Raw genomic sequence first — 19400 nt, 5'->3', positions numbered from 1 at the left:
TGCGGCCACAGGCCATCACGTGCACAATAACCAGGCAAAACACGATATGCAACCAATGTTGCAAAATATGCAATGCATGCGGGATATGAATGCGTGAGGATGCGGGCTCGCGGGAAGGAACGCCGTGGCGATCGATGAGAAAGCCGTTGCAGCGCTAGCGGATCGGAGGCTCGGACCGGAGCACAAGGGTCTACCGCCCGCGGCGTGGGGTCGCACGGTCCGGGACTTCCTGGCCACAGCGCCTTATCTCGATGACTTCCAAACACCCCTGCTGACCATCGATCGGGCCGCGGTGGCCGTCAATATCGCGGTGATGGGGGACTGGGCGGAGACCGCCGGGGTGCGGCTGGCCCCGCACGGCAAGACCACGATGGCGCCCCAGCTGTGGGCACAGCAGCTGGTGGCCGGCTGCTGGGGCATCACCTTCGCCACCGGGTGGCAGGTGCAGGTCGCGCGCTCCTTCGGCGTCGGCCGCATCGTATTGGCCAATGCCCTCGTCGATCCGATCGGATTGCACTGGCTCGCAGCGGAATTGGAGCGCGATCCGGAATTCGAGTTCATCAGCTGGGTGGACAGCGTCGCGACGGTCGAACTCATGGATCGGCACCTGCGCTCGGCCCCCGGCACGGCGGTGGTACGGGTGGTCGTGGAACTCGGTGGGCCGCACGGCCGCACCGGTGCGCGCCGCGTCGAGGACGCGCACGCCATCGCCCGAGCAGTGCGGCGCTGCGAGCGTCTGGAACTGGCCGGTGTCGGCGGATACGAGGCCGCCCTCGCGCATGACCGAACGCCGGACGCGCTCGCGGCCGTACATCATTACCTGGATGAACTCGGTCGCCTGCACCGGGAACTCGCCCCCGCCGGGTCGTACCGCGACACCGCGATCATCACCGCGGGCGGCAGTGCCTACCAGGACCTGGTCGTCGAACATCTGGCCCGTCTCGCGGACGAACAAGGCACACAGGGTATTCCGACCACGGTCGTATTGCGCTCCGGTGCGTACGTCATTCACGACGACGGCTTCTACGCCGGTATCTCGCCGTTGACGCCCGCGCGCACCGAGCGGCCGCTGCGGTCGGCGATGCACGGGTGGGCGCGCACCGTTTCCCGTCCGGAACCGGAGCTCGCGTTGCTGGACGCGGGCAAGCGTGATGTGCCCTACGATCTGGGGCTTCCAGTACCGCAATGTATTACGGGAAAGGATGTTTCCGTGCCGCTGCGCTCGGGTGCCACCATCGGCGCGCTCAATGATCAGCACGCCTTCCTGCGGCTGCCGGGCGGCACCGCAGACGAAGTACCCGTCGGCTCGGTCGTCCGGCTCGGTCTGTCACATCCGTGCACGGCCTTCGACAAATGGCGACTGATCCCGGTCATCGATGACGCGAACGCCGAGCGCCCCCGCGTCGTCGATCTACTGCACACCTTCTTCTGACGAATCGACGGCCGATGACGGACTTAGTGATTCGCGATGTCGACATCATCGACGGCACCGGCGCACCGCATTTCCGCGGCGATGTCGCGATCGACCGGGGCCGCATCAGCCGGATCACCGCCCCCGGCGCGCTGACCGACGGCGCACGCCATCATCGATCCCTCGCCCGGCGCCGTGCTGGCCCCGGGCTTCATTGATATGCACGCCCATTCGGACCTGCATCTGCTCACCGAACCCGGGCACTTCCCGAAGATCAGCCAGGGCATCACCACGGAGGTGATCGGCCAGGACGGCCTGTCCTATGCGCCGATCGACGAGCCGACGCTGGCGGTGCTGCGCCGCCAGATCGCGGGCTGGAACGGCAATCCAGCCGATCTGGACTTCTCCTGGCGCAGCGTCGCCGAATACCTGGCCCGGCTGGACCGTGGCATCACACCGAACACCGCCTACCTGGTTCCGCAGGGCACGCTGCGGCTGCTTGTTGTCGGCAGCGAACAGCGCGCGGCGACCGCCGACGAGATCCGCTGCGGACTGCGCATCGCCCAGGGCTCGTCCGCGTCGCGATCGTCACCACCGGCGGCATCGTGGCGCCGCTGGTCGCGAACCAGGGGTACTCGCAGATGTCGATCGCGTTGATCGCCATGTCGATCGCGGCGGGGTCGATCATTCTCAGCCACGTCAACGACGGCGGGTTCTGGATCATCTCGAAATATTTCAACCTGACGGCGAAGCAGACCCTGCAGACCTGGACGGTGCTGGAGACGGTGCTGTCGGTGGTGAGCTTCGCGGTGGCGGCGACGCTGTTCACCATCGTCAGCTGAGGATCGCATTACGCCTGTGGAAAGTCGCGCAGGGCGCGGTCACAGCGGGTGGATTGAGCTCGGAGCGCCGCGACGAGTTCGGGTGGGCCGGTGAGCAGCGTGAAATCGAGGTCGATCGCGGTGATCATCCACACCAGGGCCTCCGGACTTTCCGCGCCGATATGGAGGCGGCAGGTGTGCTCGTCGACCGTCTCGACGACCCCCATGCCCGGCCAGATCCGGGCGGCGGCGGTTTCGGCGGCGGCATGCAGCGTCGCGGTGGCCTGGTGCGGCCAGGCGCGTTGGGACAGTCGGCGCGAGAGATACGCCGCGGCATCGCCTTCCGGTAGCTCGCGCGGTGTGAAACGGGGGCCGGTGGGGATTCGCGGGGTGATTCGGTCGACGCGGAAGGTGCGCCAGTCGTCGCGATCCACGTCCCAGGCCACCAGATACCAGTGCCTGCTGAAGTGAACGAGGCTGTGCGGCTCCGTCTTTCGGATGCCGGTCGCGCCGTCGTGCGCGTGATAGTCGAAGCGCAACTGTTCGTGACGCTGACAGGTCTCGGCGATCGTCATCAGGGTATCCGGATCCACCCGTGCCGCCGGGGTGCCGACCCGAACCGTCGCACCGCGCAGCGTGGACACCCGGTGCCGCAGTCGCGGCGGCAGCACCTGCTCCAGCTTGGACAGGGCGCGCAGTGCGGCCTCCTCGATACCGCCGACGCTGCCATCCGAGGCGCTGCGCAGGCTCACCGCGACCGCCACCGCCTCCTCGTCGTCCAGTAGCAGCGGAGGCAGTGCGGCGCCCGCGCCCAGCCGATAGCCCGCGGCGCCCTGGGTGGCGTGTACCGGATAGCCGAGTTCACGCAGTCGCTCCACATCGCGGCGTACGGTCCTGCCGGTGACACCGAGCCGGTCGGCGAGTTCGGCGCCGCTCCAATCGCGGTGCGTCTGCAACAACGCGAGCAGCTTCAGCAGGCGAGCGGAGGTTTCCACCATGAATTCAGCATCGCAGAAAATTAGGAAGGAAGCTGTCCTAAGGGCGCTCTAGCGTGGATTTCATGAGCAATGAAGAGGACATCCTGCCCTTCCACATCGACATCCCGCAGGCGCAACTCGACGATCTGCACGCCCGTCTGGCGAATACGCTCTGGCCGGAGGACATGTCCGGCGTCGGCTGGGACAAGGGCATGCCGGTCTCGTACCTGAAGCCGCTGGCCGAGTACTGGCGCACCGGATTCGATTGGCGCGTCGTGGAGGCGCGGTTGAACGAACTGCCGCAATTCGTCACCGAGATCGACGGGCAGCGGGTGCATTTCCTGCATGTGCGCTCGCCGGAACCGGATGCGCTCGCGCTGGTGTTGAACCACGGCTGGCCCGTGTCGTTCGTCGAATTCCTGGATGTGATCGGGCCGTTGAGTGATCCGCGGGCGCACGGTGGCGATCCGGCCGATGCGTTCCACCTGGTGATTCCGTCGCTGCCCGGATTCGCGTTCTCCGGGGTCGGTCCCGAGGCCGGGGCCGGGTCCACCGAGCACTACGCGCGGGTCGTCGCGCAATTGATGGCGCGACTCGGCTACGACCGGTACGGGGCGCAGGGCGGCGACGCGGGGTTCTTCACCGCGACCGAATTGGGGCGCATCGCGGCCGATCATCTCGCCGGGATTCACGTGAACGGGCCGATCACCGTGCCCGCGTGGGATGAACAATCGTGGGGTGCGGATTCCGATGAAGGCGAACAAGGATGGGGTGAACAGTACCCGGCCGCCGGGTCCGGTGTGGATACAGGGCAGGCGCGGGGCGACGAACAGCCCTGGGGCGGTGGTGAATCCGAGTACAGCCCGGAGGATCAGGCAAAGCTCGCGGCCATGATCGGGCCGGAGAGTTACACCCGTTTCGGGTACGCGATGGTGCAGGCCGGTCGGCCGCAGACCCTGGCGATCGGCATGCACGATTCGCCCGCGGGCCTGCTCTCCTGGCTTGTCGACATGTTCCAGCGCTGGACCAACCCGGCCATAGAACTGCCCGAGGACGCCGTGGACCGCGACGCGCTGCTCACCAATGTCAGCCTCTATTGGTTCACCAAGACCTTCGCCTCCTCCATTCGCCTCTACAGCGAATCCGAGGCGTGGGGTGCGGCATTGAAGAATTCCGGCGTCCCCACCGGCGCCGCGATATTCCCTGGCGATCTGTCCATCCGCAAGATCGCCGAAGATCAGCACACCATTGTGCGCTGGACCGAATACGACCGCGGTGGGCATTTCGCCGCGATGGAGGCGCCGGATCTACTGACTCAGGATATTCGCGAATTCTTCCGTCCGCTGCGGTAATTCGGCGTTCCGACGGGATTCCGTTGCGCGCGAAACGAAGTGGCACGTGGGTGTCAGGCGTCGGCGGGCCCGGGGCCGCGATAGCGCTCCGCCATCGCGGTGGCGATCGCCGACATCTGCTCCCGCAGCTCCGGCGGGCCGAGGATCTCCGCATGGTCGCCGAGCTGCAGAATACCGTGCAGGAGAACCGGATACGATTCGGAGGCGAGGGTGACTTCGACTCATCCCTCGGCATCGGGTTCGGTCATCGATGCGAAAGCTTCGGTGACCGCGGCCGGTTCGAAGCCCAGGCGCAGCAGCCGCAGCTGCGCCGCATCGATGCGGCAGCGGGCGCGGACTCGCAGCATGGACCGGGCGAAGTCCTCCTGGGATTCGGTCCAGTGCGTCGAAAGGTCGAAATCATACGGGCGGGTGAAGAATTCGTCGGTCGGCGTCGCCGCCTCGATGCGGCTCACCCGGTACGAGCGGATATCGGTGCGGTGCCCGGCCACCAGGTACCAGGTGCCCGCCTTGAGTACCAGGCCGAGCGGATCGAGCAGGCGTTCGACGGTGCGGTCCTTGCGGCCGTAGCGCACCTGCACCCTGCGGTCGTGCCAGAGCGCATCGGCGATGGCGGCCAGGGTCGGGGTTTCGTCGGGACGGTGGAACCAACCGGGGGCGTCGATGTGGACGCGCTCCGCGATGCGGGTGGCGCGTCCGCGCAGTTCCGGAGGCAATGCGGCCAGCACCTTCAGCTGGGCGGTCGCCATGACCGTGCCGAGTCCGAGATCGGCGGCGGCGTCCGGGAGCCCGGCCAGCAGCACGGCGTCGGCCTCCTCGGAGGTCAGCCCGGTCAGTCGGGTGCGGTACCCGTCCACCAGCCGCACCCCGCCCGCCCGGCCCGGCTCGCTGTACACCGGTACGCCCGCCGCGGCCAGCGCCTCGACGTCGCGATACACGGTCCGCACCGACACCTCCAGTTCGGCGGCGAGTTCGGGCGCAGTGATGCGGCTCCGGGTCTGCAATAGCAGCAGCAGTTGGACCAATCGACTCGCGCGCATCGTCCGAGATTAGTCATTGAAACCTGACAGAAGATGTCAAGGTTGATCCGTATCGTCCTTCTCATGACCCAATGGACCGAGTTCACCGAAGAAGCACCGAAGATCGCGACCGTCTTCACCCGTCGGCACAAGGCGACGGGTAACCTCTGCATGCTCGGTACGCTGCGCGCCGATGGTTCCCCGCGAATCAGTCCGGTCGAACCACGCATCTTCGACGGCATGCTCGTCATCGCCGGTATGCCCAACACCACCAAATTCAAGGATCTGGCGCGTGACCCGCGGTTCTGCCTGCACACCGCGACGGTCGACACCATGGTCGGCGACGGCGATGCGAAACTCTTCGGCACCGTCATCGATCTGCAGGACAAGGAGGTTCACCGGCGCTTCGCGCAAGACCTGTTCGACGAAAGCGGATTCGATATCCGCGGCCAGGAATTCGATCACTTCTTCGTCGCGGATCTGACCGGCGCGTCGACCGTCGAAGTGGCCGAGGATGAACTCCTGATCACCATCTGGAAGCCGGGCGAAGGTGAGCGAGTCGTGCGGAAGAACTGAGCCGCACACCGAGGGCGCGGTTTCGGCCGCGCCACGCCGATACCGCCTGCGCCGCCGCCCGATACGGGCGTGGTCGGCATTTCTTGGAGGCGCAATCCCCGACTGTCTGACAGAATCGTGGCGTGCTCGTCACGAGGGGGACCACACCATGGTGTTGACCGCACGTTTTCAGCCCGGGGCCACTCGACGTCCGTTCGTGGATCGCGCGCAGGTACTCGCCGGATTCGACGAATTGCTGGCCGAGGCCGCGAACCATCCGCGAGTGTTGTTGCTGAGCGGCGTCGGCGGTATCGGCAAATCGCGCCTCATCGCCGAATTGCGGTCGCGAGTGGCGAAGAAGAATCCGGCCGCGGTGCTCGATTTACAGGTGCCGAGCCATCGCCAAGCGGCCGACGGCTTGGCCGTACTGCGGGTCCAATTCGGTACTCAGAAGATCAAATTCCATCGTTTCGATATCGCCTGCGCGGTGCTGTGGCAGCGCATGCATCCGCATCTGCGGCTGGGTTTCGAATCGCTGGCCCTGGCGCAACACAGCGAAATACTGACCGAAGTCCTCAATGACGCCACCGGAATTCCGGTCTTCGGTACGGCCACTCGGCTGCTCGACACCGGCGCCCGGCGGGTCATACGGACGCACCGAATCCGGCACGACGCTGTATTGCAGGAACTCGATCAGCTGAGTTTGGGCAATCTGGAAGCCGCCGTGTCCTACCTGTTCGCGGAGGATCTCAAGGTCGGTACGGCGGGTAAGGGACCGTATGTGGTGTTCCTGGATGCCTACGAAGCGTTGATGGGCGGCACCGATCGCGAGGGCCGCGCGGCCGCCTCGGATGCGTGGTTACGAGACGTCGTCGCGCAGTTGGACACCGGGCTGGTGGTGATCGCCAGCCGGGAACCGCTCGGATGGGAACGACACGATCCGGAGTGGGCTACCCGAATGCGGGAGTTGCGGGTCGATGACCTGCCCATGGATGCCCGATACGAGCTGCTCGATTCTTCCGGCGTCGACGACCCCGCCGAGCGCGCTGCCATCGCGGTATCGAGCGCCGGAGTTCCCTTCTATCTGCATCTGGCGATCGACGCTCGCGGCCGCGCGGGTTCGGTCATGCCTACCGAACTCGTCTCGCCAGAAGCGATTCTCGAACGCTTTCTGCAGCACGTGCGTCCGGAGGAGGTCCGGATGCTGGAACTGCTCAGCCTGCCGCGGACCTTCGACCGCGAGATCTTCCAGGGTGTGGCAAGGCAATTCGAGCTGCCCGGACACGGTACGGCGTGGAAGTCGTTGGTCGCGTACTCGTTCGTGTACGCGGCGCAGGAGAGCGACGGCGCGCAGCGCTATCAGCTGCACCAGCTGATGGTGACGGCGCTGCGCCGTCGCCTGGATGCCGAGGTCCGGGCAACGCTGCACCGTGTGCTGCACGATATCTGGCGCACGCGAGCTGAGACGCCCGGCGGCCGGGTACATGCGCTGCGCGAGGCGGGCTATCACGGGATTCGCGCGGGCATCCTGAGCGCGGTCGCACTGCTCGAATATGTCGATCGGATCGAAGCCGCGGGCGGAAATCAGGGAATCGGTGGAGTAATCGGCGATCTCGACGGCTTTTTGCGTGAGCCGCATGAGAATCTGACAGATATGGCGGAGCTGTCCGAACTCACGCGGTGCCTGGAAGCAGAGGCGGCGGTACTGCTCGGTGATGCCAAACAGGCCGACCGCCTGACCCGTGACGTCGCGCTGAACCGAACCGGCCCGATCGCCGAGAGGCTCGCCGTCGCCGCGGCGCATGCCCGGCGCATACTCGGCGACACCGACGATGCCTTGGCCATCTATTCGTCGGTGTGGGCACAGGGCTCGGGTCGAGCTCGGTTACAGGCCGGTCAGTGGGCGGCCGATCTGCATATGTGCCAGGGGCGTTTCGGCCAGGCACTCGACCTCTGCGACGAACTCGTCACTCTCGCGGACAGCGACGATCGCGAATTTCTCGGGGATGTGGCGCGGCTTCGGCATCTGACCTATCGGTTGGCCTTCGACACCGAGGCGGCGGCGCGCTATCTCGGCGAGGCCGACGCGTACTATCGCGCCGCGGGCAGCGTCGTCGGCCAGGCGAATATCGCGACCAATCGAGCCGAAACGCTCGCACTGACCGACCCCGCCGAGGCGATCGCCGCCGCTGGCGGCGCGATTCAGCGTCAACGCGAGCTCGGTGCCTTGCATGAACTCGGAAAGGCCTACACCGCACTGGGTTTGGCGCGGCTGTCATTGGGTGAGCTGGATGCGGCCGAGGCGGCATTCGCCGATGCCTGTGAAACGCTGGAGCGCGCGGGGTACCGATCCGGCCGGGCCAGGGCCGAGCTGTTCCGCGGCGGAGTGTTCGCCCGGCGCGGGCGTCGGGATGACGCCGTCCGCAGCGTTCGCTGGGCGATCTCTGAATTCGAGGCGGCGAATGTGTATCCCGGGCTGGTACTCGTTGCACGGGCGGTGCTGGCGTTGTTCGGGTGGATCGAACCGGATGTCGCCTTGGCTGCCGCGGGCGCTCGCCTGCGGATCCAGGCGCCGACGCCGGATCGCGATATGGATCGGGACGCCCAGCGGCTGATTGCCCGGGTGCTCGGGGTCGACGCGTACGCCTATTACCGGGAAGCGCGACTGCGGCCGGAAACGTCGGCGGGGTACTACAACCACAATGTTCGTGTCGACGGTGTCTTGGGCGTGGTCAATGTGCGGATCGCCGTGGCAGGTGCCGACATGATGGATTTGCGGGAATGGCCGGAGGCCGCGGTATTGCGGGCTATCGAGCCGTTCGTCGGCGCCGCTCCTCGGCTGCGCTGGGATTCGACCGAACCCGGATTCCAACTGCACGATTACATCGACGGCGCGCTGCTGGATCGGATCGCGCCGCGCGGCATGGCGGTTCCCCCGCACGTGCCCCATGATGTCGCCGCATTCTTCGCTGACCTGTCGGGCATTCCGAGGGAATTGCTGCCCCGGGTGGTAGGCGGGTCCGGCGACGACCCCGCGGCATTCGCCCGGCGGTTATCCGGCATCACCGCGCGGGTGTACCGCGAGAGCAGTGGAACCTTCGGTGCGTTGTACCGCCGTCTCGGCCTGCCGGAGCAGCCGCTCGAAGGTGTTGTCGCGGCGTGGAACACGTTGGAGGCGAGGCCGTTTCGCATAGTTCATGCCGACGTGCATCGCAAGAATATGATCATTCGCGATGACCGCGTCGTCTTCATCGACTGGGAGCTGGCACTTTACGGAGATCCCCTCTATGACGTAGCGACCCACCTGCACAAGATGGGGTATCTCCCGGCGGAATCCGAGACCTTTCTGACCGAATGGGTAGCCGCCGAGCCGACCGCCGCGGTCGGGGCGTGGGAGCGCGACCTGCGGACATATCTGCGGCATGAACGGGTCAAATCGGTCATCGTCGACTCGGTTCGATACGCCAAGGTATTGGCCCAGGGGCTGGCGACCGCGGACGCGCAGCGGGCGCTGGTGACCAGCTTGGCCGGGAAGCTTCGCGCCGCACGGGAGGTGTGGGGTCAGGACGAGCTGATCGACGAGGCCGAGGTGGAGGCCGCGCTGCGGGCGGTGTACTGATCCTCGGCCCGGCCGATCCAGCGGCGGCGTGCCACCGCGTATCCCGGTGGCACGCCGGCCGGATCAGGACGGCTGGGTGGATTTGATGATGCGGAAGTCCGCGCCGAACGGGTCGCGCAGCCCCGCCATGCGGCCGAACGGCGTGTCCTGGGGGGCCAGCGTCACCACGGCGCCCGCGTCGGTGCCACGCGCCACGGCGGCGTCGGCATCGTCGACGTCGAAATAGGTCAGCCAGGCGGATTTGGGTGCGGACGGCTCGCCCTGGATGCCGCCGATGGGTCGCTCGTCGGGACGATGCAGCACGGTGTAGTCGAAGCCCGCCATCGGTTCGAGGGTGAATTCGAAGACGGAGGTGTAGAAGTCGCGTGCCGCCTTCGGCTCGGCGGTGACGAGTTCGTTCCAGACCATCGCGCCCGGCTCGTTGACGATCCGTGCGCCGATATGCGCCCGGCCCTCCCATAGTCCGAACTGACCGCCCGCCGGGTCGATACCGATCGCCATCCGGCCCTGGTCCATGACGTCCATCGGCGCCATCGGGATCTGGCCACCCGCATCGGTGACGCGTTTGACGGCGCCGTCGCAGTCGTCGGTGGCGAAGTACATATTCCACCAGAAGTCGGTGGCGTCCGGGTCGGGGTTCTTCATCAGCGCGGCGACGGGTTTGCCGCGCACCAGACACATCGTGTAGCTACCCGTTTCCGGCGGCCCTTCCTCGAATTCCCAGCCGAACACCGCCCTGTAGAACTCCATCGCGCGTCGGTGATCGGGAATGCCGAGGTCCACCCAGGTGGGAGTACCGTTCGGCGGGGCCTGCGTGATCTCTGCCATGGGTCGCTCCTTTGTGACGTGCGGTGACGTTCACCGCCCCTATCCTCGACCCGCATGCCGCCAGGCGTGGCTGATTCCCGCACTTCGGCGCGGCGGATATCCGGGATGGGAGGACCCATGTATTCGGCGATAACCGGGGTGCCGCGCCGCCCGGACGATTGCTCACAGCGCGTCTCGCGACGGCCGACCAGGAATGCCTGTTCGACGGCGTTCTCGATGGCCGCGTCGTAGGCGGCGGACGCCTCGGCAGTGACGCCGAAATCTATAGGGCGCGGTTCTGCACATCGCGGTAGCTCGGAATGCCGCCCGCCACCGGCGCGCCATCGCGCACCGCGAGCGCGATATCCACCGTCGCCGCCAGTGCCGCCCGGTAGAGCAACGATCCGGTGCTGATCCGCCGCACACCCAGCGCGGTGAGTTCGGATACCGTCGGCCCGGCCGTCAGGTAGAGGATGTTGACCGGCAGCGGCACCGCCTCGACCACTCGGGCGATATCCGCCGGATCGATCAGTCCCGGCACGAAGATGCCGTCCGCACCGGCGCGCTCGTATGTCGCCGCGCGCAGCAGCGTGGATTCACGATCCACCTCCAGCCAGTGCGTGTCGATCCGCGCGTTGACGAATACCTCCGGCGTACGCGCCTTGATCGCCGCGATCAGCTCGGCCTGCTGCCCGGGGACGGCGAGTGTCGTCTCGTCGCGTCCGTCCTCCAGATTCACCCCGGCGATGCCGAGCTCGACCAGCCGCGCGACGTAGTCGGCGACCATATCGGGGTCGTCGCTGAAACCGCCCTCGATATCGACGGTCACCGGCACCGCCAGCCGCGCCAGTCGGGTCGCCAGGGTCAGCGTTTCGTCGCGGGTGACGCCGGTGCCGTCGGGAAGCCCCGCGCCTGCCGCCACGCCGAGGCTGGTGGTGCCGATGGCGGGGAATCCCTCGGCCGCCAGTAGGGCGGCGGATCCGAAGTCCCATGCGTTCGGCAGGACCAGCGGGGTATCGCGATGGTGCAGCTCGCGGAAGACCTTCGCCTTGTTCATACCTCGACCGTATCCTCCGATGCGGTGCGGGAGTCGTCGAGAATAGATAGCTATCTCGTAGCAACCAGATCGTTCATGCGCCCATCGGATCGGCGGCCGTATGTCAGGATTGCTGAATGGACCCGCTCGCCGTGGCCGCCACCGAGTCGTCGCCGTCGCCGATCGTGTCCAAGTTCTGGATAGCGCTGTTCGCGATGCTTGCTCCGACCGCCGCTCGGTTATCACGTGGCTACGTGCCGGATGTGGTGTTCCTGCTGGTATTCGGCATGGTGTTGGGCCCGAATGCGCTGGGTTGGGCCGGGTCCGCCGGCGGTGTCGATCTGCTGAGCGAACTCGGCCTCGGCATGTTGTTCCTCCTTGCCGGATACGAGCTGGATCCGGCGTTGTTGCGGGGCAAGCCGGGGCGCACCGCCTGGGCGGTGTGGGGTGTATGCCTGCTGTTCGCGCTCGGTCTGCTGACCCTGGTCGCCTGGGACGTCGATCCCATCACCCGGATCGCGGTGGCCATCGCCATGACCTCGACGGCGCTCGGCACGCTCCTGCCGATCGTCAAGCAGGAGGGTGTGCTCGAGCAACCGCTCGGCCGCGCGGTACTGGCGCACGGCGCGGTGGGTGAACCGGCTCCGATCATCGCGATGTCTGTGCTGTTGAGCAGTCGCAATGTCATCGCTGCGGTGGCTGTCGTTCGTGGTCTCCATCGCCATCGCGCGAGGTCTGCCGGTGTGGTTGAGCGAGCGCTATGTTCCGCACGGGGCGAACCTGCCCTCGCCGCGGGAGCGGGCCCAGCTCGCACTGTATGCGGCCACCGGGCTGCCGATCGTCGTGGCCGTCACCCAGGTGGCGACCGGGGCCGGGCTGATGGCGGAGGATATCGCTTCGACGCTGGTCGCGGCCGGTGCGACGACCGTGCTGGTATTCCCGCTGGTCGCCTGTCTGATCGGCAGTGGTGCGCGGGAGCGGGCACCGCAGTCCTCACCCGCGTGATGAATGGGCTTGCATAGTCGTGCATAATCATTTCATGGTTGATTCGTCGGATGGACCCACCTTGCGGGTCGCCGTTGCCGGTGCCAGCGGATACGCGGGCGGCGAAGTGCTGCGCCTGCTGCTCGGTCATCCCCGATACCGCGCGGGTCGCCTCGAGATCGGCGCCCTGACCGCGGGCTCGAACGCAGGCAGCACGCTGGGCGAGCACCAGCCACATTTGCTGCCGCTGGCGGATCGGGTGCTGGCACCGACTACCGTCGAGGAATTGGCCGGACACGACGTCGTCTTCCTCGGCCTGCCGCACGGCCAGTCCGCGGCCATCGCCGAGGCCCTGCCGGAGTCGACGGTGATCATCGACTGCGGTGCCGATTTCCGGTTGCGGGACGCGGCGGCGTGGACCAAATACTACGGCAGCGCCCACGCGGGCAGCTGGCCCTACGGTCTGCCGGAGCTCCCCGGCGGTCGCGAACGGCTGCGCGGCGCGCGCCGGATCGCGGTCCCGGGCTGCTACCCGACGGTGGCCAGCCTGGCGCTGGCGCCCGCCATCGCGGCCGGAATCGTCGAACCCACGGTGACCGTGGTCGCGGTCAGCGGCACCTCGGGCGCCGGGCGCAAACTGGATGTGAGCCTGCTCGGCTCGGAAGTAATGGGCTCGGTCCGCGCCTACGGCATCGCGGGCGCGCACCGGCACACCCCCGAAATCGCGCAGAATCTGGGCGCGGCGGGCGGCGCCGAGGTCACCGTCTCGTTCACCCCGGTGCTCGCGCCGATGCCGCGCGGCATCCTCGCGACCTGCACGGCACCCATCAAGGTCGACGCCGCCGAGGCTCGTGCCGTCTATGAAAAGGCTTACGCCGACGAACCTTTCGTGCACCTGCTGCCGGAAGGGGTACTGCCGCAGACGGGTTCGGTCCTCGGCTCCAACGCGGTCACCCTGCAGGTGGCGGTGGATGCCGACGCGGGCCTGCTGGTGGTGATCGGCGCGATCGACAACCTGACCAAGGGCACCGCGGGCGCCGCGGTGCAATCCATGAACCTGGCCGTCGGATTCGACGAGACCGAAGGACTTTCCACCGTAGGAGTGGCACCGTGACAACCATTGAGAGCGAGAGCGGCAAGCTGGTTCGGACCCAGGGCGTCACCGCCCCGCTCGGCTTCCGTGCGGCGGGCATCGCGGCGGGTATCAAGGTCAGCGGGAAACCCGATCTGGCGCTGGTGTTCAACGAGGGCCCGGAGTACGCGGCGGCGGGTGTGTTCACCCGCAACCAGGTGAAGGCCGCCCCCGTGCTGTGGTCGCAGCAGGTGCTGACCTCGGGCCGGTTGCGCGCGGTCATTCTGAATTCCGGCGGCGCCAACGCCTGCACCGGCCCCGGCGGCTTCCAGGACACCCACCAGACCGCCGAGGAACTCGCCGCCGCACTGAGCAATTGGGGCACCGAGACCGGCGCGGGCGAAATCGCGGTCTGCTCCACCGGTTTGATCGGTGACCGGCTGCCGATGGATAAGCTGATTCCCGCCGTCACCGAGATCGTGCACGAGATGGGCGGCGGACTCTCCGGCGGGCTCGACGCGGCCCACGCCATCATGACCACCGATACGGTGCCCAAGGAAGCGGCATTCCATCATCGGAACAAGTGGAATGTCGGCGGTATGGCGAAGGGTGCGGGCATGCTCGCGCCGTCATTGGCGACCATGCTGGTGGTGCTGACCACCGACGCCTCCGCCTCCGCCGAACAGCTGGATCGCGCGCTGCGCAACGCCACCCGGCTCACCTTCGACCGGCTCGACGTCGACGGATCCTGCTCCACCAACGACACCGTGCTGCTGCTGGCCAACGGCGCCAGCGAGGTCACCCCGTCGCAGGAGGAACTCGACGCCGCGGTGCTCGCGGTCTGCGACGACCTGGCCGCGCAGCTGATGGCCGACGCGGAGGGCGTCACCAAGCGGGTGCGGGTCACCGTCACGGGCGCGGTCAGCGAGGCGGAGGCCGTCATCGCCGCGCGCGCGGTCGCACGCGACTCCCTGGTCAAGACGGCGCTTTTCGGTTCCGACCCGAACTGGGGCCGGGTGCTCGCCGCGGTGGGTATTGCGCCGATCACCCTGGACCCGAATCGGATCTCGGTGTCGTTCAACGGGAATCCGGTCTGCGTCGACAGTGTCGGGGCGCCGGGCGCCAGGCAGGTCGACCTGTCCGGTATGGACATCGATGTGCTGATCGAGCTGAACGTCGGTGACGGCACCGCGATGATCCGCACCACCGACCTCTCGCACGGGTACGTCGAAGAGAATTCGGCCTACAGCTCATGAGTCACCCACTGCTGCACGAACTCTCGGCCCTGGACAAGGCGCACGTGCTCGCCGACGCGCTGCCCTGGCTGCAGAAGTTCCGCGACAAGATCGTGGTCGTGAAGTACGGCGGCAACGCCATGATCGACGATGAGCTCAAGCGCGCCTTCGCCGCCGATATGGCGTTCCTGCGCACCGTCGGCGTGCATCCGGTAGTGGTGCACGGTGGCGGCCCGCAGATCAGCGCCATGCTGAAAAAGCTTGGCCTGCAAGGGGAATTCCGCGGCGGTTTCCGGGTAACCACACCCGAGGTGATGGATGTGGTGCGGATGGTGCTGTTCGGTCAGGTCGGCCGCGAGCTGGTCGGATTGATCAACGCGCACGGCCCGTACGCGGTCGGCATCTCCGGTGAGGACGCGAGGCTGTTCACCGCGACCCGGCGCACCGTCGACGTGGACGGCGAACCGACCGATATCGGTCTCGTCGGCGATGTCACCGAGGTGAACCCGGACGCGGTACTCGACCTGATCGACGCCGGGCGCATCCCGGTGGTTTCGACCATCGCCCCCGATATCGACGGCGTGGTGCACAACATCAACGCGGACACCGCCGCGGCCGCACTCGCCGAGGGTATCGGCGCCGAGAAGCTGGTGATACTCACCGACGTCGAGGGCCTCTACACCGACTGGCCGGACCGTTCCTCGCTCGCCACCCGCATCGATACCGACGAGCTCGCGAAGTTGCTCCCGCGCCTCGATGCGGGCATGGTGCCCAAGATGGAAGCCTGCTTGCGCGCCGTCGAAGGTGGTGTGCCGACCGCGCACGTCATCGACGGGCGCGTCCCGCATTCGGTGCTGTTGGAGCTGTTCACCGGTGAGGGGATCGGCACCATGGTGACACCGGGGGCGCAGCCATGAAAGCACCTGTCAGCGATGTACACCGCAGGGTCGGGGACCTGAGCGAACACGGAGTCGACGAATGAATACAACAGATCTACAGCAGCGGTGGTCCGCCGCGATGATGAAGAACTACGGCACCCCGAAGGTCGCACTGGTGCGCGGCGCCGGCGCGGTGGTCTACGACGCGGACGGCAAGCGCTACGTCGACTTCCTCGGCGGCATCGCGGTCAACAGCCTGGGCCACGGGCATCCCGCGATCCTGGAAGCCGTGACCAACCAGCTCGGCACCCTCGGGCACACCTCCAACCTCTACGTCAACGAACCGGTCGTCGAACTCGCCGAGCGGCTGCTCGCGCATTTCGGCGACGGGGAATTCGGCGACGGCCACGGTCGCGCGTTCTTCTGCAACTCCGGCACCGAGGCCAACGAGGCCGCGTTCAAAATGGCGCGGCTCACCGGCCGGCGCAAGATCATCGCCTGCGAGGAGGCATTCCACGGCCGCACCATGGGCGCGCTCGCGCTCACCGGGCAGCCGTCCAAGCGCACGCCGTTCGAGCCGATGCCGCCCGGCGTCGTGCACGTGCCCTACGGTGACGCGGCGGCCCTGGAAGCGATGGTCGACGACGAGACGGCCGCGGTATTCCTCGAACCCATCCTGGGGGAGAGCGGTGTCGTGGTGCCGCCGATGGACTACCTGGTCAAGGCCCGCGAAATCACCGCGCGGCACGGCGCCATGCTGGTGCTCGACGAGGTGCAGACCGGCATCGGCCGTACCGGAAAGTTCTATGCGCACCAGGCCTTCGGCATCGTGCCCGATGTGATCACCCTCGCCAAGGGACTCGGCGGCGGCCTGCCGATCGGCGCGGTGCTGGCCACCGGCCCCGCCGCCGATCTGCTCACCCCGGGTCTGCACGGCACCACCTTCGGCGGCAATGCCGTCTGCGCCGCGGCCGCGCTGGCGGTGCTGCGGACCCTCGACGAGGAGGGGTTGCTCGCGCACGTCGAATCGCTCGGCAAGCGGCTCAGCGACGGCATCGAGCTGTTGCAGCATCCGCTCGTCGACCATGTGCGCGGAGCCGGTTTGTTGCTGGGAATCGTACTCACCGAAGATATTTCGGCGGAGGTCGAGGCCCGGGCCAGGGAGGCGGGCTATCTGGTGAACGCGCCCAAGCCGAATGTGATCCGGTTGGCGCCGCCGCTGGTCCTCACCGAGACCCAGTCCGACAACTTCGTCGCCGATCTGCCGGAGATTCTGGACGGTGCGGCCGACGATGCGAAGGGAACCCAAAGATGACCGAGCTACGGCACTTCCTGCGCGACGACGATGTATCCCCGGCCGAACAGGCCGAGATCCTCGCGCTGGCAGCCGAACTCAAGCAGTCGCCGTTCGCGCGGCAGCCACTACGGGGTCCACGCGGTATCGGGGTGATCTTCGAGAAGAACTCCACCCGCACCCGTTTCTCCTTCGAAATGGGTATCGCGCAACTCGGTGGACATGCGGTCGTCGTCGACGGCCGCGACACCCAGCTGGGTCGTGAGGAAACCCTCGGCGATACCGGCCGGGTGCTCTCGCGCTACGTCGACGCCATCGTCTGGCGCACCTTCGAACAGGTGCGCCTCGATGAAATGTCCGTGGCGGCAACGGTTCCGGTGGTCAACGCGCTCTCCAATGAATTCCACCCCTGCCAGGTGCTCGCGGATCTGCTGACGCTGAAGGAGCGCAAGGGCGATCTCACCGGCCGCAATCTCACCTACTTCGGTGACGGCGCCAACAATATGGCGCATTCGCTGCTGCTCGGTGGCGTCACCGCGGGCCTGAATGTGACCATCGCCGCGCCAACCGGTTTCGAGCCGCTGCCGTGGATTCTGGAGGCCGCGCGCAAGCGAGCCGCCGAAACCGGCGCCACCATCACTCTCACCGGCGATCCGGTGGCCGCCGCCTCGGGTGCGGATGCCCTGGTCACCGATACCTGGACCTCCATGGGCCAGGAGAACGACGGACTGGACCGGGTCGGTCCCTTCCGTCCGTTCCAGCTCAACGCCGACCTGCTGGCCGAGGCGCAGCCCGACGCCGTTGTGCTGCACTGCCTTCCGGCGCACCGCGGGGAGGAGATCACCGACGAGGTGCTCGACGGTCCGCACAGCGTGGTCTGGGACGAGGCCGAGAACCGGCTGCACGCGCAGAAGGCGCTCCTCGTGTGGCTGTTGGCCAAGAGAAGTGGTGAGGCATTGTGAGTGAGGGCGAGCGAACCGGCGGCGCGGTCTCTTCGGTTGCGCCACAGTGCGTTCTCCGCGGCAGGAGCGGGCTCGGTGGGGGAGTCGTCGGGCGTCTCGGCCGCCGCTGGCACGATGGTCGGCGGGGCGGGGTCGTGAGCGGGTTCAGCGAGCAAACCCGGGTGGGGCGTGGCGTGATAACGGATTTCGGTGCGACAGACGTTCTCGGTAGCCGGATCGTCGGCGAGGTGCCGTCGTGACCGTACAACCTCAGACCGGCAAGGGTGCGGCGATCGCCCGCACCCGCGCGGGCCGCCAATCCCGCATTATCGAACTGCTCTCCGCCCATTCGGTCCGCAGCCAAACCGAACTCGCGGCCCTGCTCGCAGCCGAGGGCATCGAAACCACGCAGGCCACCCTTTCCCGCGATCTCGATGAACTCGGCGCCGTGAAATTGCGCGCCGCCGATGGTGGTGCGGGCGTCTATATCGTCCCCGAGGACGGTAGTCCCGTCCGCGGCGTCACCGGCGGCACCGACCGCCTCTCCAAACTCCTCGGCGACCTGCTGGTCTCCACCGACGCCAGCGGCAATATCGCCGTCCTGCGCACCCCACCCGGCGCCGCCCACTACCTCGCCAGCGCCCTCGACCGCGCCGCCCTTCCCTTCATCGTCGGCACGATCGCCGGAGACGACACCATCGCCGTCATCGCCCGCGAACCCCTCACCGGCGCCCAACTGGCCGCCAAGATCGAGGAACTCGCCTGAGGGGGACTGGTCTGAACGGACATTCTCGCCCGATATCGCCCGAAACCTGGTGATTGGCCCCGAAACTGTCCGCGCAGACCGATGCTCACTTCCAGTCCGGACGCGGTAGGTCGAGCATCCGCATCCAGAACAGGATCTCGGGTTTCTCCGAATCCGCGATGAGCGTCCTGTTTCTGCCGTCCTCCGACCGCACGTGGACCATGGACAGCCACTCGTTCGGATAGGCGCGCAAGAACGCGACGAGTTGTCCCGTCTGATGCAACAGCACCGTATTGCCGCCCGTGTAGCGCAATCTCCTGGTGTACGTCTGCAGCAGACTCATGGTCTGTACAAGCCCGGAGTCGATCGTGCAGCCACTGTCGATCATGGCAAGCAGGCTCGTGTCGCAGATCTCGTCGGCGATGGCGGCGAGCGCCAGTTCCCTGAAAGCCGCCGGATCCACGGCCGGATGCGTTGTCACCTCAGTTGAAGGGGAACTGGCCGCCGGGACCGGACGGTCCGCCCTTGGGTGTGGTGACATCGATGATGTCCTGGACGAGGTCGATGACGGCGCGGCCGACATCCAGGACAGCATTGCCGAGGGTGGAGAACTCCTGTGCGATCGATTGAAGCATTGGTCCGTCCTTCTGCCCG

The 19400-nt window shown here is 67.1% G+C and carries 16 protein-coding genes and 3 pseudogenes; 13 read left to right on the top strand and 6 right to left on the bottom strand.

Translation table 11 applies throughout. The features are described 5' to 3' along the window. Nucleotides 1–124 precede the first annotated feature (124 nt). The 3 genes and pseudogenes from AB0H61_RS17820 to AB0H61_RS17810 all read left to right on the top strand — a co-directional run bounded on the left by AB0H61_RS17820 (nucleotide 125) and on the right by AB0H61_RS17810 (nucleotide 2253). Nucleotides 125–1432: an amino acid deaminase gene (locus AB0H61_RS17820; protein ID WP_357305369.1), complete on the top strand. Its 1308-nt coding sequence runs from the start codon at nucleotides 125–127 to the stop codon at nucleotides 1430–1432. A 14-nt stretch (nucleotides 1433–1446) separates the two neighbouring features. After that, on the top strand, nucleotides 1447–1629 hold the full coding sequence (locus AB0H61_RS17815) for a hypothetical protein (RefSeq protein ID WP_357305367.1): 183 nt from the start codon (nucleotides 1447–1449) through the stop codon (nucleotides 1627–1629). 1 nt (nucleotide 1630) lies between these two features. Then, nucleotides 1631–2253 (top strand): annotated as a pseudogene (locus tag AB0H61_RS17810) (hypothetical protein). Between the two features lie 8 nt (nucleotides 2254–2261). Here the strand turns inward: AB0H61_RS17810 and AB0H61_RS17805 are convergent. Further along, on the bottom strand, nucleotides 2262–3230 hold the full coding sequence (locus AB0H61_RS17805) for a WYL domain-containing protein (RefSeq protein ID WP_357305365.1): 969 nt from the start codon (nucleotides 3228–3230) through the stop codon (nucleotides 2262–2264). 62 nt (nucleotides 3231–3292) lie between these two features. Between AB0H61_RS17805 and AB0H61_RS17800 the strand changes: the two genes are divergently transcribed. Then, nucleotides 3293–4561, top strand: coding sequence for an epoxide hydrolase (locus AB0H61_RS17800; protein ID WP_357305363.1), 1269 nt, complete (start codon nucleotides 3293–3295; stop codon nucleotides 4559–4561). Between the two features lie 53 nt (nucleotides 4562–4614). Here the strand turns inward: AB0H61_RS17800 and AB0H61_RS17795 are convergent. Next, nucleotides 4615–5601: pseudogene (locus AB0H61_RS17795) on the bottom strand (YafY family protein). Nucleotides 5602–5664: 63 nt separating this feature from the next. Here AB0H61_RS17795 and AB0H61_RS17790 point away from each other — a divergent pair. Further along, nucleotides 5665–6156, top strand: coding sequence for a pyridoxamine 5'-phosphate oxidase family protein (locus tag AB0H61_RS17790; protein ID WP_357305360.1), 492 nt, complete (start codon nucleotides 5665–5667; stop codon nucleotides 6154–6156). Nucleotides 6157–6304: 148 nt separating this feature from the next. Then, complete coding sequence (locus AB0H61_RS17785; protein ID WP_357305357.1) at nucleotides 6305–9754, top strand: aminoglycoside phosphotransferase family protein; 3450 nt, start codon at nucleotides 6305–6307, stop codon at nucleotides 9752–9754. A 63-nt stretch (nucleotides 9755–9817) separates the two neighbouring features. Here AB0H61_RS17785 and AB0H61_RS17780 read toward each other — a convergent pair whose 3' ends face one another. Beyond that, entirely contained in the window at nucleotides 9818–10582 is a 765-nt protein-coding gene (locus AB0H61_RS17780; RefSeq protein ID WP_357305354.1) for a VOC family protein, read from the bottom strand. A 262-nt stretch (nucleotides 10583–10844) separates the two neighbouring features. Then, nucleotides 10845–11618 (bottom strand): isocitrate lyase/phosphoenolpyruvate mutase family protein, encoded by a 774-nt coding sequence (locus tag AB0H61_RS17775; protein ID WP_357305352.1) that lies wholly within the window; start codon nucleotides 11616–11618, stop codon nucleotides 10845–10847. A 116-nt stretch (nucleotides 11619–11734) separates the two neighbouring features. Between AB0H61_RS17775 and AB0H61_RS17770 the strand changes: the two are divergent. The 7 genes and pseudogenes from AB0H61_RS17770 to AB0H61_RS17740 all read left to right on the top strand — a co-directional run bounded on the left by AB0H61_RS17770 (nucleotide 11735) and on the right by AB0H61_RS17740 (nucleotide 18767). Then, nucleotides 11735–12602: pseudogene (locus tag AB0H61_RS17770) on the top strand (cation:proton antiporter). 34 nt (nucleotides 12603–12636) lie between these two features. Continuing rightward, nucleotides 12637–13695, top strand: a complete 1059-nt coding sequence (gene argC, locus AB0H61_RS17765; RefSeq protein WP_357305349.1) for an N-acetyl-gamma-glutamyl-phosphate reductase — start codon at nucleotides 12637–12639, stop codon at nucleotides 13693–13695. Continuing rightward, nucleotides 13692–14909: a bifunctional glutamate N-acetyltransferase/amino-acid acetyltransferase ArgJ gene (argJ, locus tag AB0H61_RS17760; protein ID WP_357305346.1), complete on the top strand. Its 1218-nt coding sequence runs from the start codon at nucleotides 13692–13694 to the stop codon at nucleotides 14907–14909. Before argC ends, argJ begins: the two co-directional genes overlap by 4 nt. Then, complete coding sequence (gene argB, locus AB0H61_RS17755) at nucleotides 14906–15805, top strand: acetylglutamate kinase (RefSeq protein WP_357305343.1); 900 nt, start codon at nucleotides 14906–14908, stop codon at nucleotides 15803–15805. Before argJ ends, argB begins: the two co-directional genes overlap by 4 nt. Nucleotides 15806–15866: 61 nt before the next feature. Continuing rightward, complete coding sequence (locus AB0H61_RS17750) at nucleotides 15867–17081, top strand: acetylornithine transaminase (protein ID WP_357305340.1); 1215 nt, start codon at nucleotides 15867–15869, stop codon at nucleotides 17079–17081. Beyond that, on the top strand, nucleotides 17078–18022 hold the full coding sequence (gene argF, locus AB0H61_RS17745; protein WP_357305337.1) for an ornithine carbamoyltransferase: 945 nt from the start codon (nucleotides 17078–17080) through the stop codon (nucleotides 18020–18022). The genes AB0H61_RS17750 and argF overlap by 4 nt, the downstream gene beginning before the upstream one ends. 235 nt (nucleotides 18023–18257) lie before the next feature. Next, nucleotides 18258–18767 carry an arginine repressor gene (locus tag AB0H61_RS17740; protein ID WP_357305334.1) on the top strand — a complete coding sequence of 170 codons (510 nt, stop codon included), beginning with the start codon at nucleotides 18258–18260 and terminating at the stop codon, nucleotides 18765–18767. 85 nt (nucleotides 18768–18852) lie between these two features. On the opposite strand, the gene AB0H61_RS17735 is transcribed toward AB0H61_RS17740, so the two are convergent. Next, a complete protein-coding gene (locus AB0H61_RS17735) occupies nucleotides 18853–19227 on the bottom strand; it encodes a hypothetical protein (RefSeq protein WP_357305331.1) in 375 nt (124 codons plus the stop codon). A 1-nt stretch (nucleotide 19228) separates the two neighbouring features. After that, nucleotides 19229–19381 (bottom strand): hypothetical protein, encoded by a 153-nt coding sequence (locus AB0H61_RS17730; RefSeq protein WP_357305329.1) that lies wholly within the window; start codon nucleotides 19379–19381, stop codon nucleotides 19229–19231. Nucleotides 19382–19400 lie beyond the last annotated feature (19 nt).

Source organism: Nocardia sp. NPDC050710, from assembly GCF_040654375.1.
GTDB lineage: Bacteria > Actinomycetota > Actinomycetes > Mycobacteriales > Mycobacteriaceae > Nocardia.
The sequence above is the reverse complement of the archived record's forward strand: the minus strand, read 5'-3'. Positions and strand labels throughout refer to the sequence as shown.